The sequence below is a fragment of the Nonomuraea sp. NPDC052116 genome (assembly GCF_040680035.1).
Lineage (GTDB): Bacteria > Actinomycetota > Actinomycetes > Streptosporangiales > Streptosporangiaceae > Nonomuraea > Nonomuraea angiospora_A.
Genome location: NZ_JBFAWA010000066.1, coordinates 1 through 22,522, shown reverse-complemented (window position 1 = coordinate 22,522; position 22,522 = coordinate 1). Strand labels below are relative to the sequence as shown.

The following is a 22,522-nucleotide window of genomic DNA, read 5'->3' as shown; positions in this document are numbered from 1 at the left end:
GTGCTCAAGACCGAGCTCCCTTCTGCGCCCGCCTGGAGACCACGTTGTCGGTGGCGCCGGTGATGGCGGCGATGATGTCCTCGGCGGAGACCTGGTCCACGTCGAACACGCCGTTGTTGCGGCCGAGCCGCAGGACGGCGACGGTGTCGGCGACGGCCTTCACGTCGGCCATGTTGTGGCTGATCATGATGACGCCCAGGCCGTTCTCGCGCAGCCGCTCGACCAGGTTGAGCACCTCGGCCGTCTGCGCCACGCCCAGCGCGGCGGTGGGCTCGTCGAGGATGATGACCTTCGGGTCGCCGAGCAGCGACCGGGCGATGGCTACCGTCTGCCGCTGGCCGCCCGACAGCGCCGCGACCGGCACCCGTACGCTCGGGATCTTGGCGGACAGCTGGCGGAGCAGCTCCCACGAGCGGGTCTCCATGGCCACGTCGTTGAGGCGCAGCGGGCGGATCTCCTGGCCGAGGAACAGGTTCTGGATCACGTTGAGGTTCTCGCAGAGCGCCAGGTCCTGGAAGACCGTGGCGATGCCGAGCTTGTGCGCGGCGGCCGGGGTCGGGATGTGGACCTCGTTCCCCTCGAACGTGATCGTGCCGCCGTCCGGCGGGTGCACGCCCGAGAGGATCTTGACCAGGGTCGACTTGCCCGCGCCGTTGTCTCCCACGACCGCGACGACCTGGCCGGCGGCGACGTCGAGCTCGATGTCGGTCAGCGCCGCCACCGCGCCGAAGGTCTTGCTGATCCCGCGCAGAGAGAGGACGCTCATCACTTGATTCCGAGCTCGCCGCAGCCCTTGGCGTACTCGCCGGCGCAGGCCTCGGCGGCCTTCATGATGCCGCTGTCGAACAGCACTTCCTTGATGTTCTCCTTGGTCACCACCGTGGGCACGAACAGCTCCGACGGGGTGTTGTAGAGCGTGGCCTTGCCAGCGGGCTTCTTGCCCTGCATGAACTCCCACGCCACGTTCGCGGAGGCCTCGGCCACGATCTTGATCGGCTTGGAGATCGTGTTGTACTGGTCGCCCGCGATGATGCGCTGGGCGGCGGCCAGCTCGGCGTCGTTGCCGGTGATCGGCGGCACCTTCACGCCCGCGGCCTTGAACGCGGCGATCGAGCCGCCGCCGGTGCCGTCGTTGGCCGCGACCACGCCGACGATCTGGTCCTTGAACTGGGTGATCTGGCCGCTGACCCAGGTCTGGGCCTTCTCCGGCTGCCAGTCGGGGGTGTCGTACTCGGCCAGCAGCTTGAACCCGCTCGGGTCGGCCGCGCTGTGGATGCCCTTCTTGATCAGACCGGCCGCCGCGTCCGTGGGCGAGCCGTTGACCTGGAGGATCCCGCCCTTGGCGTTCTCCTTCTTCAGGTGGTCGACCAGGGACTGGGCGATCATGGAGCCGATCTTCTCGTTGTCGAACGAGATGTAGTAGTCGGCGGGCGTGGCCGGGATCGGCCGGTCGTAGGCGATGACCGGCACCTGCTGCGCCTGGGCCGACTTGACGATGGTGGCCGCGGCGGCGGAGTCGACCGGGTCGATCACGATGGCCTTGACGCCCTGGGCGAGCGCGGAGTTGGCCTGTTGCTGCTGCTTGGCGGCGTCGGAGTCGGCGTTCTGGTAGATGACCTGGCAGGTCGGGCAGAGCTGCTTCATCTTGGCCTCGAACAGCGGCTTGTCCGCCAGCTCGTACCGGGTGGAGGCGAGGTCGGGCATGAGGAAGGCGACCTTGGCGTTCTGGACGGCGCCGCTGCCGCCGCCGCTGGTGTCCCCGCCGGTCGAACCGGAGCCGGAGCCGCACGCGGCCAGCACCGAGCCTGCGAGCACTGCTGCTGCGGCGAACGCGGAGGTCCGCATCTTAGCTCTGTTCACGGGTTTCGTTCCTCACTTGCTACCGGGATCCATGACGCACTTCCCCCCGAAACAGGACAATGCCCCTCACAACCAGGCACATCCTGTGGTGCGGCTCACGGTAGCGCGGGTGCTGAAACTTTGTCCAGCAAAAATGTTCAGAGCTGGCGGGCGGCGGCCACCAGGCCCTCTGCCGTCGGGACATCCGTGACGAGCTGGTTGAAGTAGCCGCCCCTGGCGCCCGCGACGATGGACAGCACCTTCTCGGCGCCCACCGCGACCGCGATCGTGGCGGGGATGCGGCGCAGCTCCTCCGGCTTCGTGGCGACCAGGCGCTCGCTGCCCGGGTACGTGACGGGCTCGCCGTCGCGGTCGTAGACCCGCATGCACACGTCGCCCACGGCCTGGCGCAGGCTGTCGGCGTCGCGCGGCATGAGGGAGGGCGTCATCTGCCGCATCAGCGGGGCCGAGCCGACGCCGACGATGGCGCACTTGGCGTGTGCCCACAGGTCCATGACCCGGCGCACGGACGGCTCGTGCTGCAGCGAGTAGAACAGCTCGGGGCCGGGCAGCGCGGGAGCGTAGAGGTAGGCGGGCACGCCGCCGGCGCGTTCGGCCAGGATGCGGGTGGTCTCGTTGGTCTGGAACCAGGGTTGCGGCTCCTCCTGGCCGCCCACGGCGGGCGCGATCGTGACGCCCGGATACTGGCCGAGCCCCTCGCGGGCGCACTCGTAGACCGTGGTGCCGGACGAGACGAGCACGACGTCGCCGGACTCCAGCCCGACCGCCGCCAGCGCGCGGGTCACGGCGGGGGCCAGCCACGGGCCCAGGGTGGGGCCGCTGACCTTGGGGACCAGGTAGACGCGCTCCAGGTCGAGCGCCTCGGCCACCTCGGCGGCCAGTGGGCCGTCCGCGAGCGCGGCCGGCCGGTGCACCTTGATCTCGACGATGCCCTGCTTGCGGGCCTCGGTGAGCAGCCTGCTCACGGTCGCCCTGGAGACGCCGAGCCGCTGGGCGATGTCGCCCTGCGTGGCCTCCTCGATGTAGTACTGCTGGGCGGCCGCGTACATCAGCTCAAGCGGGAACCTGGCCTGCGTCTCGGGTGCGACGTCGGCGGCATTCATGCGCGCGCTCCTGTGAACATTTTTGCTGAACCGATGCGCAAACGACTATAGGCGGTGATGTCCCCGGGGGCCACTGCCGCGTTCTCCGCTGGAAAGGCTAGCCGCCATGACGTTCCCCAGACAGGGCTACTACTCTGCGCTTACGATCGGCTGCGCACAGTAATACGGGGGACAGGGGAGAGGCAATGTCCAAGGGGATGTACGTCGCGGTTGCCGTCGGCCTGGTGGTCGGGAACATGGCGCCGCCCGCCGCGGCGGCGGCCACGGTTCTGCGCTGCGACACCTACGTGCACGCGCAGGACCGGGACCTCGGCATCGCGTCCTGCACCAACCCCACGGGCCAGACCTGGAGGTTCCGGGCCGTGGTGGTCTGCGGCCGGGCGCCGGACGTCGTGGGCGAGTGGGTGACGCTCGCGCCGGGCGCGTCGGGGGAGTCTCGGGGATACTGCGGCGGCATCTTCACCAGCGGCGTGGGCGCCGTGGGCGTGGACGAGCGGATCGTCTGACCGGGTCAGCCCGGTGGGGGGAGCTCGCCGGAGCCGCGGGCGATGAGCCGTACCGGCAGCTCGATGTGCTCCGGCGGGCCCGCGTCGCCGCGCAGGCGGCGGAAGAGCAGCTCGGCCGCCACCCGCCCCATCCACGCGGGGTCCTGCGCCACCACGCTCACCCCCGGGGTCAGCAGGTCGGCCAGCTCGAAGTCGTCGAACCCCACCAGCGCCATCCGGCGCCCCGCCAGCGCGCGCAGCGCCGTCACGGTGTAGCGGCCGTTGCCGGTGAACAGCGCGGAGGGCGGATCGTCCAGGGCGAACATACGGGCCAGGTCGGCGCGTACGCCCTCCAGCGAGGGCGGCCGCATCGACACCAGCCGCTCGTCGAACAGCCCTCCGAGCGCCTGCCGGTAGCCGTTGAGCCGCTCGGCCGCGGTGAAGATCCCCGGGGCGTCCCCGAGGAAGGCGATCCTGCGGTGGCCGTGGCCCATGAGGTGGCGGATCGCCTCCTCGGTGCCGCCCAGGTTGTCGGCGAGCACCGTGTCCACGTCGATCCCCGCGCCCGGCGGCCGGTCGGCGAACACCATTGGCGTGCCGGCCTCCAGCTCGGGCCGCAGGTACGTGTGGTCCTCGCCGGCGGGCACCATGATCAGCCCGTCCACGCGGCGCGCGCAGAACGTCTCGACCAGCTCGCGCTCCCTGAGCGGCTCCTCGCTCGACGACCCGCTCAGCAGCAGGCAGCCGTGCTCGATGACGACGTCCTCGACGGCCCGGCTCAGCCCCGAGTAGAACGGGTCCGCCACGTCCTCGATGACCAGCCCGACCGTGGCGGTCCTGCCCCTGCGCAGCACCGCCGCGCTCTCGTTGCGGCTGTAGCCCAGCCGCTCGATGGCCGCGCGCACCCGCTCGGCCGTGGCCGGGTGGACGCCGGGCTCGCCGTTCACGACGCGCGAGACGGTCTTGAGCGCCACGCCCGCCGCCGAGGCGACGTCCTTCATCGTCGGTCTCACGCCAGGATCATTCCTCACCTGGACCAGGCAGACAACGTTGTCAGGGCTTATGCGAGAGTGGTGCCCTATGTCGTTGAGATCTGCCGTGCTGGTCACCGGGTTCGTCCTGGCTGCGCTCAACCTGCGCCCCGCCATCGCGGGGGTCTCCCCGCTCCTCGACGAGATCATGAAGGACGTGGGCCTGTCGCCCGCCGGCGGCGGCGCCGTCACCACGGTCATGGTGGTCTGTCTCGGCGTGTTCGGGCCGGTCACGCCGCTGCTCGCGCGGCGCTTCGGGCTCGACCGCACGCTGCTGGCCGGACTGCTGGTCATCGCGGCGGGCGTGACGCTGCGCGGCCTCGGCGGCGCGCCCGTGCTCTACCTCGGCTCCGCCCTGGCCGCCACGGCGATCGCCGTCATGAACGTCTCCATGCCCGCCGTCGTCAAGGAGCACTTCCCCACCCGGGTCAACCTGCTGACCGGCGTCTACGTCGCCGCCGTCGTGGCCGGCGCCACCCTCGCCTCCGGGCTGGTCGTCCCCATCGAGCACGCCACCGGGTACGGCTGGCGCGGCGTCTCCGCGCTGCTCGCCGTGCCCGCCCTGCTGGCCGCGCTGCTCTGGCTGCCCCAGGCGCTGCGCAAGCAGAGCGGGGCGCAGAACGGGCCCAGGCCGTTCGGAGTGGTGCTCAGGAGCCCCGTGACCTGGTCCGTGACCGCCCTCATGGGCCTGCAGTCGCTCACCTTCTACGTCATGCTGGCCTGGCTGCCGACGATCTTCCTGGAGGCCGGACTCCCCGCCGACCAGGCCGGCTACCTGCTCAGCCTGACGAACCTGGTCCAGGTCGGCACCTCGCTGGCGATCCCCGTGCTGGCGGGCCGGCGGGCCTCGCAGGTGCCGTACGTGGTCGGCGCCGGCGTGCTGACCGTGCTCGGCTACCTCGGCATGCTGCTGGCCCCCACGGCCGCGCCCTGGCTGTGGATGATCGTGCTGGGGATCGGCCAGGGGGCCTCGTTCGCGCTGGCGCTGCTGATCATCGCGCTGCGGCCCGCTGATCCGGCCACCGTGACCGCGCTGTCGGCCGTGGCGCAGTCCGTGGGGTACGGGATCGCGGCGGTGGGGCCGTTGCTGTTCGGGTTCCTCAGGGAGGTCTCCGGCGGCTGGACGGTGCCGCTGCTGGCGGGGCTGGGGGTGCTCGTGGTGCAGATCGCGGCTGGGTGGTTCGCGGGGCGGCCTGCTACTTTAGGTAAGGCTAACCTTTAGGGGGTTCAGGGTGCTGACCGAGACGCTCCAGCGGGTCGCCGACGCGCGTGGCGGGGTGCTGGGCGTCGAGCCGCGCCTGGTCATCGAGCCCGACGGCAGCTGGACGCCGGTCACCGAGCTGCTGCGGGAGCCGTACGCGACGCTGCTCGGGCTGATCGACGAGACGGCCGCGCGCTGGAACGCGCCACGCCACGTCGGCGCGGCGCTGTTCTGGAAGACGTACGGCTACTGGCACACCATGCCCATGGCGCTCGGCTGGGCCCTGGACGGGCGGGTGCCGATCATGCGGCCGGCGGACACGTACTTCAAGGTGTCGGACGCCGGGGTGACGATCGCGGCCACGCGGGTGAGCTGGTCCGAAGGGGCCGCCGCGATCCGCGAGGCGCTCGCCGAGTCGCAGGCGCCGCTGGTGCGGGCCGTCGGGGCGATCGCGAAGGTGGGCGAGCGGACGCTGTGGGGATCGACGGCGGAGGCGCTCGCCCATCCGCTGACGTCGATCGTGCCGGGCGACTACATGCGGCTGCTGAAGGAGATCGGCCCGCCGGTCGACGGGCTGATCGAGCCCGCCGGCGACGGCTACTTCCGCAGGACCTGCTGCCTGTGGATCACACTGCCCGATGTCGAGCCCTGCGGAAGCTGCTGCGTGCTCAGGCCACCACCACGTCGTCCAGCGGCCTGAGCTCGTCGGCGTAGCTCACCGAGACGCGGCGCATGACGCCGGTGCCGTCGATGGAGTACTGGCCGAGCCGCCACAGCGGCGGCGAGTAGGCGTGGATGGAGACGCTTTCGTCCACCGCGCCGTTGAGCCGGTGGATGTGGTCGGGCCCGAACGAGAACGACTGCCCCTCCGTGACCACGGTCTCCAGGTGCTCGCCGCCGATGCGCGGGTTGCACTCCAGGAGCGCGCCCTGCACCACGTGGACGGCGCCGGAGGAGATGTCGTGGTCGTGCCAGCCGGTGTCGTCCTCGGGACGCCAGCAGAGCAGCCAGACGTCCACGTACGCGTCGCGGTAGAGCGAGGCGTAGTGCCTGCCGCCGTCCTCGGGGAACTGCACCTGCTCCCGCCACTCCTCGGGGTTGGCGGCCAGCTCGTTCACCAGGTCGCGCAGTTCGCGCCGGTCAAGCGTGCGCTCGGGCAACCGTGCACAGGTGCCCCGGTCCTGGATCTGCTGAGTGCTCACGTACGAGTCTCCTTTCTGCTCAATAGACGACGGGGGTTGACGACCCGGATGGCGTGGCCGGCGGCCGCGCCGAGTCCGGGCTCGGGTGCGGTGGCGTAAGGGGCGTCGGAGCCGTTGACGACGACGTCGATGCCCAGCTCGCGGACGATCGCGTCGATCGCCCGCGGGCCGTAGGAGGAGGTCTCCACGAAGAAGTTCGGATCGACCAGGCCGCGGCTGCCGCCGCCCCTGGCGATCAGGCGCTCGGAGTGCAGCGGGGCCAGCCCTGCGAGGAGGGCGAAGCAGACGCGCAGCTCCGGGTGCCTGGGGCGGACGACGGCGTGGAAGTAGTGCCATGCGGCGTGCATCTGCTGGACGTACGGCACCACGGCGGGCCACCAGGGCGGCGTGCCCGGGGTCTTCGCGGCCGGGCCGGGGTGGACGAACAGCGGAAGGTCCAGGTCCGTCAGCACCTCGAGCAGGCCGTCGTCGGGCACGGCCGTCGCGGGGATCTGCAGCCCCGCGAAGCCGCGGCCGAGGTCCCGGGCCAGGCGCTCGGGGTCGGGCCGGCTGAGGCACGTGGACGCCCAGGCCCCGAACGGATCGCCCAGCGCGAGCGCGCCGTCGTGGTAGGCGTCGACGACCGGCCAGGACTCCTCCGGCGGCAGGAACTCGATGCCGAGCGGGCTCGACGGCGACACCAGCGCCAGCTCCAGGCCAGTGGTGTCGCGGTGCTCGAGGTCCTGGGGGTCGATCTCGTACGGGGGCTCGTCGTCGAGGAACAACGTCCAGCCGTCGACGTGAGGAGGGGAGGAACGGGCGCGCAGGGCGTCGACGAGCGGGCGCGTCCAGACGTGCTGATGGACGTCGATGCTCACGGCCCCCTCCTTCCCCTATTCCCTACTAACATTACATGTAACCCGCGCCACCTTGCGACACTGAGCTGTGAAGCGTTTCAGTGATACGGTTCAGTGAACCGCTTCACAAGGCCGTTGTCAACGGGCCCGACGCCGCCGGAAACACCGGCGGGCCCGGCGTTCCGGGGTGGCGCACGTGCGGTGAGGAGCGCGAATCGTCTGACTGGAATCGGTTCTGTCGGCGCTAGCGAATAGGCTGGCTTAATGCCTCGCAAGAGAGCCACGATCCGGGAGGTGGCTCAGGCCACAGGCCTGTCACCGGCAGCCGTCTCGTACGCGCTGCGCGGCCTGCAGGTTTCCGAGGAGACCATGGAGCGCGTACGCGCGGCGGCCGCCGAGCTGGGCTACGAGGCCGACCCCATCGCCAGGGCCCTGGCCAGCGGTCGCACCGGCATGATCGGCCTGCTGTGCGGCTCGCTGGAGGACCTGTGGCAGCAGTCCCTGGCGGTCGGCATCAGCAGAGGGCTGCGGGAGAAAGACCGCTATGCCCTGATCCTTGACGCGGTGGGGGATCCCGCCCGCGAGCGGGCCTTCGCCCAGCGGCTGCGCGACCAGCGCGTGGACGGGCTGATCGTCCAGCCGATCGATCCGGTGGCGGCGTTCTGGCCCGAGCTGTGCGAGTCGCTGCCGGTGGTCGCGATCGGCGACTCGATCGCGGGCACGGCCGGGGAGGTCGTCTTCGACAACCGGCGCGGTGTGACGCTGGCGCTGGAGCACCTGCGCGCGCTGGGCCACCGCCGCATCGCCGTCCTCACCCCGACCCGGGCCAGCACCCCCGACCGGCCCGCCGACCTGCACGTCACCGCCGAGGCCGACCGACTGGGGCTGGACATCGTGGTCGCCACCGCCCCGCACGGGCTGGCGGGGGCCACCGCCGCGGCGCGGGAGCTGCTGGCGGGGCAGGGGCCGAGCGCGGTGTTCTGCTTCGCGGACTCGATCGCCTACGGGGTTTACGCCGCCGCTCAGGAGCTGGGGCTGGCCGTCCCCGACGACGTGTCGGTCATGGGGTATGACGATCACCCGATGTCCGGGCTGCTCACGCCTGGTCTCACGACCGTCGATTGGGACATCGACGGGATCGTCAAGGCGGCTGTTCGCCTCATCTCGGCGGCGGCGGACGGGGGGACCCGGCGGCGGCGCGTCGTCCAGGAGCCCACCCTTCGGGAGCGGGGATCGGTCGCCCGCGTTCCGTGACGCCTTCCCGGCCTCGGTGCGGCGCTCTCCGAGAGCGGGCGGCCTCGGGTGGTCAGAGGGGTGGGTGGCGGGTCAGGGCGTGGCGGGAGGTGGTGAGGTCGTCGGTGAGGGGGCGGTCCGCGGTGGGGGTGTTGAGGGCGCGGACGGCGGCGGTGCGTTCGCAGGCCAGGACGATTTCCAGGGGCTCCAGGCAGCGCAGGGCGTTGCGGGCCGCCTGGGTGGCGAAGCCCGCGTGGTCCTCCGTGCCCAGGGAGATCACCGCCGTGCCCGTCGTCACCGGCGTCGCGAGGAGGCGGAGCTCGGCCAGGGCGTCCTGGGCCACGTACTCCAGGATCAGCGCCCCCGACGACCCCGGGCGGTCGGCGAGAAAGGGGTGGTGGCCGGTGTAGGCGGGGTCCATGAGGGTGGCCAGGCGGGCGGCGCTGAGCTGGGCCGTCTGTACGAGCGCGGCGCGCGCCGCGTCGAGCGCCAGCGCCAGCGGGGCCGAGTGGAAGTTGCCGTTGTGCCAGGCCAGGGAGCCGGCGATGAGGGGGTTCTCGGCGGCGGCGTTGAGGTCGATCTCGACGGCGGCCGTGGCCCGGTCGAGGGCGTCCACGGCGGCCCCGTGCACCTGGGCGAAGGCCCGGTAGCCGTACGGGTCCTGCACGCGGGTCGCCAGCTCCTGGGTGAGCAGGCCGCGCAGGCGGGCGGCCACGGCGGCCTGGCCGGGGTGGGGGCGGGCCTCCTGTACGGCGGCCGCCAGCGGCTCGGCCGAGGCGCCCACGGCGGTGAACGACATCGCCGCCACGTCGATGACGGCTTCCAGGAGGAGCCGGAGGCGGTGGCAGGCGATGGCGGCGTCGGCCAGCGTGGCGGCCCCCGAGCTGATGAACGGCAGCGCGTCCTCCGGAGCGAAGGGGAAGCGCGGCGCGGCGACGTCGAGCGGGGGTGTGGTGTCGGAGGAGGGGAGCGGGGGTTCGTGGTGCCAGGGGAGTTCGCCGAGCAGGCACAGGGCCGTGGTGGCGAGGGCGGACAGGTCGCCGGTGCCGATGGCGCCGTACGTCTGGATCGGCGGGGTGAAGCCGCCGTTGATCGCCTCGGCCAGCGCCGGCAGGACGGCCGGGTCGATGCCGGAGCCGCCGGTGAGGAGCTGGTTGAGCCGGACCACGAGCATGGCCCGGGCGCGGGCCGGCGGGATCATCGGGCCGGCGCCGCACACGTGGCTGCGGAGCAGGTCGAGGCCGGGCTTGTCGAGGATGACGCCTCTGTTGGCGCCCACGCCGGTGCTCCGCCCGTACACGGGGCCCGTGAGCTCCTGAGCGGTGGCCCACGCGGCCCGGGCCCGATCGAGGGAGGCGATCGTGACCCGGGCACCGTCGTACGCGGCCTCGTGGACCTGCGCGCAGGTCAGGCCGGCGCCGTCGAGCTCCACCGGCGGTTCAGTCGCCGTCGGGAATGAACAGGCCCAGCAGCCAGCTCACCACGCTGATGATGATCGCGCCCCAGAAGGCGGCCGGATAGAAGTTGTCGACGTGGAAGGGGATGTCGAGCTGAGTCGAGATCCAGCTCGTCAGCAGCAGCATGGCCGCGTTGATCACGAGGAGGAACAGGCCCAGTGTCAGAACGATGATCGCGCATCCGAGGGCCTTGACGATGGGCTTGACGATCGCGTTCACGATGCCGAAGATCAACGCCACGATCAGCAGCACGCCCCAGTATTTGGCGGAGTTGGGGGAGGTGCTGACCTCGATGCCTGGGACCAGTTGGATGGCCACCCAGAGGGCCGCCGCCGCGGCGATGGTTCTGATGATGAATCTCACGCTGCTTGATCCTCCCACTTGAGATCGGCACTTCGATAGTGGCGCGGCCACTACGATTCTCCGCTGCTACTGTGCGTAGTCGTCGGTTATGGTTGGCCCAACTCGGGAAGAGGCGTCCAGGGGAGGGAGCGAGATGGACGCGAACGGGCTCGAGTCGTTGCCGGCCGACGAGTTGCACGACCGTGCGGTGCGGTACGCCGTACGGCACGGGGACTTGGGGTTTCTTTGGGACCTGTTGAAGGTGATCCCGGCCGCCGAGGCCGCCAGCGGTCACGGGACGGAGGCCGCCAACGACCTCAGCAGGGTCTCCGCGCTGCTCAGCGATGCCATCGCCTCCGGCGAGGGGCAGCTGGGTGAGGCGCTGCGCCCGATCTACATAGAGTATTTGCGTAAACATCCCGACGCCTGACCGTGCTCCCAGGGCGCCGGGGGTGACCGCGCAGGGCCGATGCGGGCCACCCTCCGTAATCGCGCGGGCGCGCTCAGCCCGCCAGGCGGGCCTCGCTGCCGCTGTATTCGGCGAAGCCGGGCGTGCTGACCTCCTGCCCGTCACGGGTGATGATCATCGTCTGGTACGGCCCCGCCGCCGCCAGGTCGGCGGCGAAGCGCCTGGACAGCATGGGGCCCATGGCGTAGATGGCGGTCGCGTACGCGTCGGCCTGGCCCAGGTCGGGACCGACCACGGTGACCGAGCCGAGCCCTTCCTCGACGGCTCCCGTGTGCGGGTTGACGATGGGCGCGCCGCCGGAGGTGGCGATGCCGAGGTCGTGGGCGAAGACGACCTTGCGGATCACGTCCTTGCGCGGATCGCGGATGCCGACCCGCCAGCGCTTGCCCGGGGCGGCCGAGCCGCGCACCCTGATGTCCTCGCCCGCGCTGATGCGGTGGTCGCCCGCGCCCGCGTTGACCAGGGCGCGGGAAAGGCGTTCGAGCGCCCAGCCCTTGATGTAGCCCGACGGGTCGGTGACGCCGTTGATGCGGGCCTCGAAGTAGCCGTCGGTGGCCTGGCTGATCTCGTCGCAGCGGTGGAGGACCTCGATGAGCTCGGGGATCTGCTTGATCGTCTGGCCGCGGTTGAGGCGGCCGATCTGGCTGTCCTCTCTTACCGGGCTGAAGGTGTCTTCCACCCACCTCAGCCAGGAGAACGCGTCATCCAGCAGGGGTGTCATCTCACGCACTGGGAGAGCGGTGCGGATGTCCACACTGACCGGCATGCCCATGACCATCTCGACACGGGCGCTTCCGGGGAAAGTCGTCACCTTGCCTCCTTGTCCGCAGCCCACCGTTGCAGATGGCGCGTAATGTGGAGCTAAACCTTTTGCCGGGATTTGAAATGAATCTGTGATCTTGGGACAGCAAGGCGTGACAACGCGCCGCGTACGTACCTCTTGAACTGCCGCGGACCGGCCACCACCACGTCGCGCTCGGCGATGTCGGGAATCTGGCGGCTCAGGCCGGAGGCGCTCAGGCGCTCCTTGGCGCGCGGGTCGTGCTCGGCGCCCTCGACGAGGATGAGCCCGTACCGGGCCTCCAGGTCGCGCAGCTCGTCGGTGGCGCGCTCGGTGCGGTAGACGGCCACGGTGTCGGGCGTGCCGGCCAGCCGTTCGCGCAGGGCGGCCGCGTCGAGGCCGGTGGCGATCAGCAGGGTCGGCCTGGTCGCGTGGGAGAGCTGGTGACTCCAGACCGCCATGACGGCCGCCATCGTGTACAGGATGAGCGAGCCGGCGCGGCTGAGGTCGGTCACGTACGCCGTGGAGCTGAACTGGTGGGCCACCAGCAGCGCGCCGGCGAGATAGCTGCCGAGCCGCAGGCGCTGCCTGGCCTCCTCGGTGCGGAGGTAGTCGGCGGCCTTGACGGTGATCAGGCCGCACGCGACGAGCAGCGCCGCGGCGGCGTAGGCACTGGGTCGCCACGGGTAGCCGAATCCCGGCTGGATCGCACCGAACTCGGCCACCGCGACCCCGCACCAGAAGAGGATGGGACCTTGGTTCGCATTCGCCTCGCTAGCCATGCCACTCACGATGCTGAACGAACATTAAAGGTTTCTGAGTAGGGTCTGAAACATGGCTAACGTGCGTGTCGAGCGAACTGAGGACGGCGGATTCCGGGCCACGAACGCCCGCGGCGCCGAGGTGCGGATGGGCGGCGGGGACGAGGACGGAGTGTTCACCCCGGTGGAGTTGCTGCTGGCGGCGGTGGGCGGATGCAACATCGTGACGGTCGAGCCGCTGACCGCCAAGCGGGGTCACCGGCTGGTCCGCCTGGCGATGACGGTGCAGGCGGAGAAGGTCGAGCCCAGCAAGCTGGGTCCGGTCACCGTCACGTACGACGTCGAGCTGCCCTCGGAGGAGGCCGACGAGGTGTTCAGGGCGGTCGCGGAGCGGGTGCACGAGAAGTACTGCACGGTGAGCAGGTCGCTTCAGGAAGGTACGGAGGTTCGGTTGGAGCTTCCGTAGTCGGATTAAACAGATATTCGACCCCGTTATGACGCGACCGTTGCATTCGTCTCGGTAACGTTGTAGCAGGTCAAGAGGCCAATAGACCTTCACCGAAGCGGACGCGGAGGGGGACCGCGGTTCGCCAGTGCGGGACCGCCGGCGTTTTGGGGGAATCGCCGGCCTGGACCGCCGCCGATCGGGCCGGGCAGCTTTGGGGGAACTGCCCGGCCCGATCTATGCGTATCCTCCACTTTCGTGAAGAAAGTGCTGATTGACTGCGACCCCGGCATCGACGACGCGCTCGCTCTGGCCCTGGCCGCCGGCTCCCCCTCCTTGGACGTGGTGGGCATTACCACCGTGGGGGGCAACGTTGACCTCTCCCTGACCACCGCGAACGCCCTCGCGTTGCGCGAGTTCCTGGAAATGGGGAATGTCCCCGTGACGCCGGGCAGCGCCGGCGCCCTCCTGCGCGAGACCGTGCGCGCCACCCGCGTGCACGGCGCCACGGGTCTGGGCGGTGTGGTGCTCCCCACCCCGAAGCTGGGACCCTCGGACGGCCACGCGGTCGACTTCATCGTGGAGACCCTGAAGGCCGCCCCGGGCGAGATCACGCTGGTGGCCGTGGGCCCGCTGACGAACATCGCCCTCGCCGTACGCCGGGAGCCGCGCGTCGTGGAGTGGGCCCGCGAACTGGTGATCATGGGCGGCTCGTTCACGCGTGGCAACCACAATCCGGCGGCCGAGTTCAACATGCTGGCCGACCCGGAGGCGGCCGCCATCGTCTTCGGCGCCGGATGGACGGTGCGGATGCTGGGGCTGGACGTCACCCTGTCCGCCACGGTCACCTCGGACGTCCTGGACCGGATGTGGCCGCTCGGCAAGCTGGCCGAGCTGCTGGTGCCCGCCGCGCAGTTCTACGGAGTGGTGACGGCCGACGGCGGGCCCGCCATCCATGACGCGTGCGCGGTGGCGTACGTGCTCGACCCCTCCCTCTTCACCTGCGTCCCCGCGATGGTGAACGTCGAGACCGCGGGCCTCTACACGCGGGGGATGACCGTGACGGACTTCAAGGTGAGCGAGCAGGACTCGAACGCGCTCGTGGCCACGTCGATCGACGTCAACGGATTCTGGGAGCTGGTGCTGGGGGCGTACGAGAGGCTGGCGGGGCGGCTCGGATGATGTGCGGGCAGGGCTCGGCGGCTGATACAGTTACACCTGTTGCGCCGCTAGCTCAGTTGGTCAGAGCAGCTGACTCTTAATCAGCGGGTCCGGGGTTCGAGTCCCTGGCGGCGCACAGCGAAAAGCCCAGGTCACTCAGGTGGCCTGGGCTTTTTTGATCAGGCGGGAGCCGGGCATCGTCGCGTCAGGATCGGGAAGGTCTCGGCGCACACCCGGCCGAGGCGGCCGCGGTGGAAGACGAGCGGGTCGTCGTCGGAGTCGTTCACGGTGAGCGACACCACCTTGGCGAGGATCAGCTCGTGATCGCCCACCACGTGGCTCAGATCGAGGACGCAGTCGATCCACGCGACCGCGTCCGTGATCGCCGGGTGCCCGCTCTCCCGCACCGACCAGCCGACCCCCGAGAACTTGTCGCTCCCCTTGGCCGCGAACGACCGGCACACCTGCTCCTGCCCGGCCCCCAGCACGCTGATCGTGAAGGCGCCCGCGGCCTTGATGCGGGGCCAGGTGGCCGAGGTGTGGGCGGCGCAGAAGCTCACGATGGGCGGGTCGAGGGAAACAGAGGTGAAGGAGTTGACCGTGAAACCGTGCGGTTCGCCGTCCTCCAGCGCCGCGATCACGACGACCCCCGTCGGGTAGTGGCCGAGGACGCGCCTCAGCCTCAGGCTGTCGATCATCGTGTGCTCCAGCGCCGCTTGAGCTCGTCGAGGTGGCGCAGCCCGTCGAGGACGGTGTCCGTGTCCGGGACGAAGTCGATGAGACAGGCCACCTCGTCCACGCCGATCTCCTGGAGCGAGCTCAGCACCGCCATGCCGTCGTCGACCGTGCCGAACAGGCCGCCCGTGTCGAAATAGCGGTCGAACGAGACCTCCAGGAGGAACTCGATGTCCTCCGGGTCCATCGAGTCCGGGTCGATGCCGGGCATCAGATCCTCGGCCGCCTTCAGCACCAGGCCGAGAGAGCTGCGCAGGTAGTCGGTGAAGGGCTGGTGGACGATCTCGCGCACGCGGGCGCGGTCCTCGCCGATGAAGGTGTGCAGCATGAGCGCGACGTGGCCGGTGCCGTTGTGCGCCCTGGCGTAGTGCTCGCGGTAGTCGGCGACCTTGCGTACGAGGTCGTCCAGGCTCTGGCCGAGCAGGTGCGTCAGGATGCCGTAGCCGAGATCGCCCGCTTGGCGGAACGTCTCCGGGTTGCCCGAGCTGGTGAGCCACGTGGGCAGCTCCGGCTGGACCGGCGCCGGGTAGGCGCGCAGCTTGACCGACTCGCCGGCCCCGTCGACCAGCTCCACCTCCTCCTGCCGCCACAGCCGCCGCACCGTGTCGATGGTGTCCGTCGTCACCTGCCGGCGGCCGGCGTAGTTCTCGGGCCGCAACGCGAAGTCGACCACATGCCAGCCCGGGGCGAACGACACGCCGACCCGGCCGCCGGACAGGTTGTCCACCATGGCCCATTCCTCGGCGATGCGAACCGGGTGGTGCAGCGGCGCCACGACGCTTCCCGCGCGGATGGCGACCCGCTCGGTCACGGCGGCGACGGCCGCGGCGCTGACGGCGGGATTGGGATATCGGCCGCCGAATTCATGAAAATGCCGCTCGGGTGTCCACACCGCGGAGAATCCATGGGTGTCGGCGAACCTGGCCCCTTCCAGCAGCAGCCGGTACTGGTCGGTTCCCGCCCTGACATCGTCCGCGAAATAGAATAGACCAAAGTCCATCGTTTCTCCTTGCGTGCCGCGTTGATGCGCCCGGTCCGGGTGTCACAAGTATTTGTGAGCGGAGAAAGCGGGGTAACCCCTAGCGCCCACTAGGCGTGCCGACTGCCGGGTGTCCGCCCTGCTGAGCACGGCCTGACGCGCTCGGGCAACCCTTACCGCCCCTTATCCCGACGCGGCTTCACCACGCGCCGGACCGTCGGCGGATTCGTTAGGGGAATGCCTCCGGACATTAGGGGGCGAATCCCGTGGCTATGCCGCGGCCGCATGGGCTGGAATGAACGGTGATATCCCGCGGCGTGGTGCCGAATTCCCTGTCGGCCGAGGAAGGAATGTCCAGTGATCACCGAAACCGGAGCGTGGGTACGGCGGTTCTTCGCCGCGCCGGCATCCGCCACCCGTCTGATCTGCTTCCCGCACGCGGGCGGCTCCGCTTCCTATTTCCACCCGGTCGCCAAACAGCTCGCACCGCGGTTCGATGTCCTGGCGATCCAGTATCCGGGCCGGCAGGAACGCCGCCTGGAGCCGTGCATCGACGACATCGGCACCCTCGCCGATCGCCTCACTGGGGAGATCCTGCCCCTGGCGGACCGGCCGATGGCCTTCTTCGGGCACAGCATGGGCGCGGTGGTCGCGTTCGAGGTGGCCAAGAGGCTGATGGGCGACGGCGTCTCGCCGCTGGTGCTCTTCGCGTCCGGCCGGCGCGCGCCGTCGAGCGTACGCGTCGAGACCGTGCACAAGGAGGGCGACCGGGCGCTCATCGCCGAGGTGCGGCGGCTCGGCGGCACCGACACGCGGATGCTGGACGACCCCGAGCTCGTGAACATGATCCTTCCGTCGCTGCGCGGCGATTACACGGCGATCATGACCTACCGCTGCCCGCCCGGCATCAAGATCGACGCGCCGATCATCACCCTGGTCGGCGACTCCGACCCGCACGTGTCGCTGGACGAGGCCAAGCGCTGGAAAGAGCACACCAGCGGCCCGTTCGACATGCACGTCTTCCGCGGCGGCCACTTCTACCTGAACTCACACGCGGCAGCGGTCATGCGGAAGATCACCGAGAACATCCCCGCCGTCCAGGCGTAGGTCCCCCTTTCGGTTGCAGGAAGAGTACGAGGCGAGAATGGCTGCGAACGACACCAAGCTCATCGAGGCCCTGCGTTCCTCATTGAAAGAGACGGAACGGCTGCGTGCGCAGAACCGTTCTCTCGCCGAGGCGGCGCGCGAGCCGATCGCGATCGTCGGAATGGCCTGCCGCTATCCGGGCGAGGTCCTGTCACCGGAGGACCTGTGGGACCTGGTGGCCACGGGCGGGGACGCGATCGGGGAGTTCCCCGCCGATCGCGGCTGGGACCTCGAGAAGCTGTACGACCCGGATCCGGACAGCCGTGGGACGTCTTACTCGCGGCACGGCGGCTTCTTGTATGACGCGGGGGAGTTCGATCCCGGATTTTTCGGGATTTCGCCGCGTGAGGCGTTGGCGATGGATCCGCAGCAGCGGTTGCTGTTGGAGGCGTCGTGGGAGGCGATCGAGCGGGCCGGCGTCGATCCGGCCGGGTTACGCGGCAGCCGTACCGGCGTGTTCGCCGGGGTGATGTACCACGACTACGCCCCTCAGGTGTCCTCCGTGCCCCAGGAGCTGGAGGGCCTGGTCGGGACCGGTAACTCGGGCAGCATCGCCTCGGGCCGGGTGGCGTACACGTTCGGGTTCGAGGGCCCGGCGGTGACCGTGGACACGGCGTGCTCGTCGTCGCTGGTGGCGCTGCACCTGGCGGTGCAGGCGCTGCGGTCGGGGGAGTGCGATCTGGCGCTGGCCGGTGGTGTCACGGTGATGGCCACGCCGGGCACGTTCGTGGAGTTCTCGCGGCAGCGCGGGTTGTCCCCTGATGGGCGGTGCAAGGCGTTCTCGGCTTCGGCGGACGGCACCGGCTGGGCCGAGGGTGTCGGCATGCTGCTGGTGGAGCGGCTGTCGGACGCGCGGCGCAACGGCCACCGGGTGCTGGCGGTCGTCAAGGGCTCGGCGATCAACCAGGACGGCGCCAGCAACGGTCTGACCGCGCCGAACGGTCCTTCCCAGCAGCGGGTGATCCGGCAGGCGCTGGCCAACGCCGGGCTCGCGGCCGGAGACGTGGACGTGGTCGAGGCGCACGGGACCGGGACGACGCTGGGTGACCCGATCGAGGCGCAGGCTTTGATCGCGACGTACGGTCAGGAGCGGGACCGGCCGTTGTGGCTGGGGTCGCTGAAGTCCAACATCGGTCACTCCCAGGCTGCGGCCGGGGTGGGTGGCGTGATCAAGATGGTCATGGCGATGCGGCACGGGGTGCTGCCGCAGACGTTGCACGTGGACGAGCCGTCCCCACATGTGGACTGGTCGGCCGGGGCTGTTGAGCTGCTGACCGAGGCCCGGTCGTGGGACGTTCAGGATCATCCGCGCCGGGCCGCCGTCTCGTCGTTCGGGGTGAGCGGCACCAACGCGCATGTGATCATCGAGCAGGGTGAGGAGACCGACGCGGTCGCCGGCGACGGCACGGGGCTGCCGGTGGTGCCGTGGCTGATCTCGGCGAAGACGCCCGAGGCGCTGGCCGGGCAGGCCGAGCGGCTCGCGTCATGGGTGGAGGAACGCCCGGAGCCGGACACCGCCGGGGTCGCGTGGACGCTGGCGACCGGTCGTACCGTGCTGGAGCAGCGTGCGGTCGTGGTCGGTGCGGATCGTGACGAGTTACTGGCCGGGTTGCGGGCGCTGGCCTCGGATGGGGTTTCCGGGAGTGGTTCTGGCGGAAAGCTGGCGTTGCTGTTCGCCGGTCAGGGGAGCCAGCGGGCCGGGATGGGCCGGCAGTTGGCTGAGGCGTTCCCGGTGTTCGCCGAGGCGCTGGAGGAGATCAACCAGTTCCTGCCGGTCCGTGAGGTGATGTTCGACGACCCGGATGGGGTGTTGAACGAGACGGGGATGACCCAGCCGGCATTGTTCGCCTTCGAGGTGGCTTTGTATCGGCTGCTGGAGTCCTTCGGGGTCCGGGCGGGTGTGCTGGTCGGGCATTCGATCGGGGAGATCGCCGCCGCGCACGTGGCGGGGGTGTTCTCGCTGGCGGATGCGTGTGCGCTGGTGGCGGCCCGAGCGCGGTTGATGCAGGCCCTGCCGACGGGCGGGGCGATGTTGGCGATCGCCGCGCCCGAGGCGGAGGTTCTCCCGATGCTGGGGGACCGGGTCGGGATCGCGGCGGTCAACGGTCCGGCTGCGGTGGTGATCTCCGGCGACGCGGAGGCGATCGCGGAGATCGAGGAGCGGGTCAGTGTACGGACGCGCAGGTTGCGGGTCTCGCATGCTTTCCACTCGCCGTTGATGGAGCCGATGTTGGCTTCCTTTGAGGAGGCCATCTCCGGGTTGACCTACCACGAGCCCGCTCTTGCGATCGTCTCCAACCTGACGGGCCGGCCGGCCGAGCCGGGGCAGCTGACCACCCCTGGTTACTGGGTGGAGCACGTGCGGCAGGCGGTGCGGTTCGCCGATGGGGTGACGGCTTCAGGGGCGAGCCACTTCCTGGAGGTCGGCCCGGATGGGGTGCTGACGGGGCTGGCTCAGCAGAGCATCGCCGACGGTGTGTTCATCCCTGCGAGCCGCAAGGACCGCGACGAGGTCCGCTCTCTGATCGAGGCGCTCGGCCGGCTGCACACCCACGGCATCGCCGTGGACTGGACCGCGGTACTGGCACCGGTCAGGCAGGTCGATCTGCCCACCTACGCCTTCCAGCACCAGCGGTACTGGATGTCGGCGCGGGCCGACGCCGGGGACATGGCCGGGGCCGGGCTCGCGGCAGTCGATCACCCGCTGCTGAGCGCGGTGACCGAGATCGCCGGCGGCGAGTCCGTGATCTTCAGCGGCCGGCTCTCCGTGGCCGCGCAGCCGTGGCTGGCCGACCACGCCGTCAATGGCACGATTCTCCTGCCCGGAACGGCGTTCCTGGAGCTGGCGCTGCAGGCCGGGGACGAGGTCGGCTGCCCGGTCGTACAGGAGCTCACTCTTCAGGCGCCGCTGCTGCTGCCCGCCGACGGCGGGCGCCAGCTGCAGGTGCTGGTCGGCAGCGATGACGACGCCGGAGTGCGGCCGGTCTCGATCCACTCCCGCGCCGACGGCGACGCCCCCTGGGTGCTGCACGCCGACGGCACGCTGGCCGATGCCGCGCCCACGCCCGTGGAAGGGCTGGAGCAGTGGCCGCCGTCCGGCGCCGCCGTGATCGACGTGTCCGACGCCTACGACCTCCTCCTGGACATGGGATACGAGTACGGGCCCGTCTTCCAGGGTCTGCAGGCGGCCTGGTCCCGAGATCGTGACGTGTTCGCCGAGGTCGCGCTGCCCGAGCAGGCGCACGCCGACGCGGCCAGGTCGGGACTGCACCCCGCCCTGCTGGACGCCGCCATGCACGCGCAGCTGATCGCCGGGGACGGGCAGACCGTCCTGCCGTTCTCCTGGGGCGGAGCGCGGCTGCACGCGGCAGGCGCGAGCAGCGTCCGGGTGCGGATCTCCCGCATCCGGGACACCTCCATCGCCCTGACCATCGCCGACGCCGACGGCGCGCCGGTGCTGTCGGTCGAGTCGCTGGCCGTGCGGCCCGTCTCGGCCGGTCAGCTCACCGCCGCTCGCGGCGACCATGCCGACGCGCTCTTCCGCGTGGACTGGACACCGCTCTCGCTCGCCCCCGCCGGGGTCGAGGAGCTGCCCGAGCTGGCGGCCGTCGCCGAGGGTGCCGCCGTGCCCGAGGCTGTGACGTACGTGGTGTCCGCGCCGGAGGGCGAGGTCCTCGACGCCGTCCACGAGATCACCGCCGAGGCCCTGGGCGTGATCCAGGAGTGGCTGGCCGACGAGCGGTTCACGTCGTCGCGGCTGGTCGTGGTGACGCGTGGCGCGGTGGCCGTACAGGCCGCCGAGGGCCTGGACGTCGGCACGGCCCCGGTGTGGGGCCTGGTACGGGCGGCCGAGGCGGAGAATCCGGGCCGGTTCGTACTGGTGGACGTGGACGGCAGCGCGGAGTCGTGGCGTGCCCTGGGTTCGGTGGTCGCTTCGGGGGAGCCGGAGGCGGCCGTTCGCGACGGGCAGGTGCGGGTTCCCCGGCTGGTGAAGGCGCAGGCGTCGGCGGGCGAGCCGGTGTTCGGCCCGGACGGCACGGTGCTGGTGACCGGTGGCACGGGCGGACTGGGTGCCCTGGTGGCCCGGCACCTGGTGACGGCGCATGGAGTGCGCAGGCTGGTGCTGGTGAGCCGGCGTGGCCTGGAGGCGCCCGGCGCCGCCGGCCTCGTGGCGGAGCTGGCCGAGCTGGGAGCCGAGGTGGCGGTCGAGGCGTGCGACGTGGCCGACCGGGAGGCGCTGGCCCGCGTTGTCGCTTCGGTGGCGGACTCGTTGACCGGGGTGGTGCACGCGGCAGGGGTGAGTGACAACGGCCTGGTGGGGTCGCTGTCGGTGGAGCGGCTCGCGCGGGTGCTGGGGGCCAAGGCGGCAGCGGCGTGGCATCTGCATGATCTGACGGCGGGTCTGGACCTGTCGGCGTTCGTGCTGTTCTCGTCGGCCGGTGGCCTGGTGCTGGCGGCGGGGCAGGCCAATTACGCGGCGGCGAACGTGTTCCTGGATGCCCTGGCGTCGTACCGGCGGTCGATGGGGTTGGTGGCGACGTCGCTGGCGTTCGGCCTGTGGGACACCGACGCGGGCATGGGCGGCGCGCTGAGCGAGGCCGACTTCGAGCGCATGCGGCGCCAGGGCCTGCCGGCGCTGTCGGTGGAGGAGGGGCTGGCGCTGTTCGACGCAGGGTCGGCCGGTGACACCGCGGTGCTGGTGCCGTTGCGGGTGGACGCGACGGCCCTGCGGAACCGCGGCGAAGGGCTTCCGGCGCTGTTGCGCGGGCTCGTACGCGGTCCCGCGCGGCAGGTAGCGCGTGCGGCGGGAACGGGGCTGGCACGGCGGCTGGCGGGGCTGGAGGCCGACCAGCGGGACCGGATGCTGCTGGAGCTGGTCCGGCAGGAGGTCGCCAAGGTGCTCGGACACGCTTCGATGGACGCGGTCCAGCCGGATCGCGCCTTCCAGGAGCTGGGCTTCGACTCGCTGACCGCGGTGGAGTTCCGCAACCAGCTGATCGCCGCCACCGGGCTGCGGTTGCCGGCGACGTTGGTGTTCGATTTTCCGACGGCTGAGGCGGTGGCCGGGTATCTGGCGGGCGAGCTGGCCGGCGGGCGGTCGTCGGAGGCCGTGGTGGCGGCGGCTGCGGTGATGGATGAGCCGATCGCGATCGTGGGGATGGCGTGCCGGTATCCGGGGGGCGTGACCTCGCCGGAGGGTTTGTGGGAGTTGGTGTTCTCGGGTCGGGATGCGGTGGGGGAGTTCCCCGCCGATCGCGGCTGGGACCTCGAGAAGCTGTACGACCCGGACCCCGA

21 protein-coding genes and 1 tRNA gene are annotated in these 22,522 nt (G+C 70.8%); 10 read left to right on the top strand and 12 right to left on the bottom strand.

What is annotated here, in order from left to right:
- Positions 1-4: 4 nt before the first annotated feature.
- The 3 genes from AB0L65_RS60430 to AB0L65_RS60420 all read right to left on the bottom strand — a co-directional run bounded on the left by AB0L65_RS60430 (position 5) and on the right by AB0L65_RS60420 (position 2,963).
- A complete protein-coding gene (locus AB0L65_RS60430) occupies positions 5-766 on the bottom strand; it encodes an ATP-binding cassette domain-containing protein (RefSeq protein ID WP_364266304.1) in 762 nt (253 codons plus the stop codon).
- The gene (locus tag AB0L65_RS60425; protein WP_364266301.1) at positions 766-1,860 is read right to left on the bottom strand and encodes a sugar ABC transporter substrate-binding protein; all 1,095 of its coding nucleotides are present in this window, start codon (positions 1,858-1,860) and stop codon (positions 766-768) included. The genes AB0L65_RS60430 and AB0L65_RS60425 overlap by 1 nt, the downstream gene beginning before the upstream one ends.
- 137 nt (positions 1,861-1,997) lie before the next feature.
- Positions 1,998-2,963, bottom strand: coding sequence for a sugar-binding domain-containing protein (locus AB0L65_RS60420; protein WP_364266298.1), 966 nt, complete (start codon positions 2,961-2,963; stop codon positions 1,998-2,000).
- Positions 2,964-3,148: 185 nt separating this feature from the next.
- Between AB0L65_RS60420 and AB0L65_RS60415 the strand changes: the two genes are divergently transcribed.
- Entirely contained in the window at positions 3,149-3,469 is a 321-nt protein-coding gene (locus tag AB0L65_RS60415) for a hypothetical protein (RefSeq protein ID WP_364266295.1), read from the top strand.
- Positions 3,470-3,474: 5 nt separating this feature from the next.
- On the opposite strand, the gene AB0L65_RS60410 is transcribed toward AB0L65_RS60415, so the two are convergent.
- The gene (locus tag AB0L65_RS60410) at positions 3,475-4,449 is read right to left on the bottom strand and encodes a LacI family DNA-binding transcriptional regulator (protein WP_364266335.1); all 975 of its coding nucleotides are present in this window, start codon (positions 4,447-4,449) and stop codon (positions 3,475-3,477) included.
- 79 nt (positions 4,450-4,528) lie between these two features.
- Between AB0L65_RS60410 and AB0L65_RS60405 the strand changes: the two genes are divergently transcribed.
- Together AB0L65_RS60405 and AB0L65_RS60400 are read left to right on the top strand one after the other, a co-directional pair.
- A complete protein-coding gene (locus tag AB0L65_RS60405) occupies positions 4,529-5,701 on the top strand; it encodes an MFS transporter (RefSeq protein ID WP_363979334.1) in 1,173 nt (390 codons plus the stop codon).
- 10 nt (positions 5,702-5,711) lie between these two features.
- Positions 5,712-6,380, top strand: coding sequence for a (2Fe-2S)-binding protein (locus AB0L65_RS60400; RefSeq protein ID WP_364266292.1), 669 nt, complete (start codon positions 5,712-5,714; stop codon positions 6,378-6,380).
- Here the strand turns inward: AB0L65_RS60400 and AB0L65_RS60395 are convergent.
- Positions 6,349-6,882: a cysteine dioxygenase family protein gene (locus AB0L65_RS60395; protein WP_364266289.1), complete on the bottom strand. Its 534-nt coding sequence runs from the start codon at positions 6,880-6,882 to the stop codon at positions 6,349-6,351. The genes AB0L65_RS60400 and AB0L65_RS60395 overlap by 32 nt on opposite strands.
- On the bottom strand, positions 6,879-7,739 hold the full coding sequence (locus AB0L65_RS60390; RefSeq protein ID WP_364266286.1) for an amidohydrolase: 861 nt from the start codon (positions 7,737-7,739) through the stop codon (positions 6,879-6,881). Before AB0L65_RS60390 ends, AB0L65_RS60395 begins: the two co-directional genes overlap by 4 nt.
- Positions 7,740-8,012: 273 nt before the next feature.
- Between AB0L65_RS60390 and AB0L65_RS60385 the strand changes: the two genes are divergently transcribed.
- Positions 8,013-8,972, top strand: coding sequence for a LacI family DNA-binding transcriptional regulator (locus AB0L65_RS60385; protein WP_364266283.1), 960 nt, complete (start codon positions 8,013-8,015; stop codon positions 8,970-8,972).
- 52 nt (positions 8,973-9,024) lie between these two features.
- Here AB0L65_RS60385 and AB0L65_RS60380 read toward each other — a convergent pair whose 3' ends face one another.
- Complete coding sequence (locus AB0L65_RS60380; RefSeq protein WP_364266280.1) at positions 9,025-10,383, bottom strand: aromatic amino acid lyase; 1,359 nt, start codon at positions 10,381-10,383, stop codon at positions 9,025-9,027.
- Between the two features lie 7 nt (positions 10,384-10,390).
- Entirely contained in the window at positions 10,391-10,771 is a 381-nt protein-coding gene (locus AB0L65_RS60375) for a phage holin family protein (protein WP_185068013.1), read from the bottom strand.
- A gap of 133 nt (positions 10,772-10,904) precedes the next feature.
- Between AB0L65_RS60375 and AB0L65_RS60370 the strand changes: the two genes are divergently transcribed.
- Positions 10,905-11,180, top strand: coding sequence for a hypothetical protein (locus tag AB0L65_RS60370; RefSeq protein ID WP_185068012.1), 276 nt, complete (start codon positions 10,905-10,907; stop codon positions 11,178-11,180).
- A 73-nt stretch (positions 11,181-11,253) separates the two neighbouring features.
- Here the strand turns inward: AB0L65_RS60370 and AB0L65_RS60365 are convergent, their stop codons facing one another.
- A complete protein-coding gene (locus AB0L65_RS60365) occupies positions 11,254-12,030 on the bottom strand; it encodes an FAD:protein FMN transferase (RefSeq protein WP_364266278.1) in 777 nt (258 codons plus the stop codon).
- Between the two features lie 50 nt (positions 12,031-12,080).
- Positions 12,081-12,782, bottom strand: a complete 702-nt coding sequence (locus tag AB0L65_RS60360; RefSeq protein ID WP_364266275.1) for a hypothetical protein — start codon at positions 12,780-12,782, stop codon at positions 12,081-12,083.
- A 52-nt stretch (positions 12,783-12,834) separates the two neighbouring features.
- Here AB0L65_RS60360 and AB0L65_RS60355 point away from each other — a divergent pair, with 52 nt between their 5' ends.
- The 3 genes from AB0L65_RS60355 to AB0L65_RS60345 all read left to right on the top strand — a co-directional run bounded on the left by AB0L65_RS60355 (position 12,835) and on the right by AB0L65_RS60345 (position 14,503).
- The gene (locus AB0L65_RS60355; protein ID WP_185068009.1) at positions 12,835-13,227 is read left to right on the top strand and encodes an OsmC family protein; all 393 of its coding nucleotides are present in this window, start codon (positions 12,835-12,837) and stop codon (positions 13,225-13,227) included.
- 237 nt (positions 13,228-13,464) lie between these two features.
- On the top strand, positions 13,465-14,388 hold the full coding sequence (locus AB0L65_RS60350; RefSeq protein WP_364266272.1) for a nucleoside hydrolase: 924 nt from the start codon (positions 13,465-13,467) through the stop codon (positions 14,386-14,388).
- 41 nt (positions 14,389-14,429) lie between these two features.
- Positions 14,430-14,503 (top strand) — tRNA-Lys (locus AB0L65_RS60345).
- 43 nt (positions 14,504-14,546) lie between these two features.
- Here AB0L65_RS60345 and AB0L65_RS60340 read toward each other — a convergent pair.
- Together AB0L65_RS60340 and AB0L65_RS60335 are read right to left on the bottom strand one after the other, a co-directional pair.
- Positions 14,547-15,065 (bottom strand): flavin reductase family protein, encoded by a 519-nt coding sequence (locus AB0L65_RS60340; RefSeq protein ID WP_364266269.1) that lies wholly within the window; start codon positions 15,063-15,065, stop codon positions 14,547-14,549.
- Positions 15,062-16,102 (bottom strand): MupA/Atu3671 family FMN-dependent luciferase-like monooxygenase, encoded by a 1,041-nt coding sequence (locus AB0L65_RS60335; RefSeq protein ID WP_355199603.1) that lies wholly within the window; start codon positions 16,100-16,102, stop codon positions 15,062-15,064. Before AB0L65_RS60335 ends, AB0L65_RS60340 begins: the two co-directional genes overlap by 4 nt.
- Positions 16,103-16,438: 336 nt before the next feature.
- Here AB0L65_RS60335 and AB0L65_RS60330 point away from each other — a divergent pair, with 336 nt between their 5' ends.
- Together AB0L65_RS60330 and AB0L65_RS60325 are read left to right on the top strand one after the other, a co-directional pair.
- Entirely contained in the window at positions 16,439-17,188 is a 750-nt protein-coding gene (locus tag AB0L65_RS60330; protein ID WP_364266266.1) for an alpha/beta fold hydrolase, read from the top strand.
- 37 nt (positions 17,189-17,225) lie between these two features.
- On the top strand, positions 17,226-22,522 hold a 5,297-nt coding region (locus tag AB0L65_RS60325; RefSeq protein WP_364266263.1), incomplete at its 3' end, for an SDR family NAD(P)-dependent oxidoreductase.

Bases quoted from the DNA above. Each gene is read 5' to 3' on its own strand.
- AB0L65_RS60430 (WP_364266304.1), bottom strand. From the start codon at position 766: ATGAGCGTCCTCTCTCTGCGCGGGATCAGCAAGACCTTCGGCGCGGTG.
- AB0L65_RS60420 (WP_364266298.1), bottom strand. From the start codon at position 2,963: ATGAATGCCGCCGACGTCGCACCCGAGACGCAGGCCAGGTTCCCGCTT.
- AB0L65_RS60415 (WP_364266295.1), top strand. From the start codon at position 3,149: ATGTCCAAGGGGATGTACGTCGCGGTTGCCGTCGGCCTGGTGGTCGGG.
- AB0L65_RS60410 (WP_364266335.1), bottom strand. From the start codon at position 4,449: ATGAAGGACGTCGCCTCGGCGGCGGGCGTGGCGCTCAAGACCGTCTCG.
- AB0L65_RS60405 (WP_363979334.1), top strand. From the start codon at position 4,529: ATGTCGTTGAGATCTGCCGTGCTGGTCACCGGGTTCGTCCTGGCTGCG.
- AB0L65_RS60370 (WP_185068012.1), top strand. From the start codon at position 10,905: ATGGACGCGAACGGGCTCGAGTCGTTGCCGGCCGACGAGTTGCACGAC.
- AB0L65_RS60360 (WP_364266275.1), bottom strand. From the start codon at position 12,782: ATGGCTAGCGAGGCGAATGCGAACCAAGGTCCCATCCTCTTCTGGTGC.
- AB0L65_RS60355 (WP_185068009.1), top strand. From the start codon at position 12,835: ATGGCTAACGTGCGTGTCGAGCGAACTGAGGACGGCGGATTCCGGGCC.
- AB0L65_RS60340 (WP_364266269.1), bottom strand. From the start codon at position 15,065: ATGATCGACAGCCTGAGGCTGAGGCGCGTCCTCGGCCACTACCCGACG.
- AB0L65_RS60335 (WP_355199603.1), bottom strand. From the start codon at position 16,102: ATGGACTTTGGTCTATTCTATTTCGCGGACGATGTCAGGGCGGGAACC.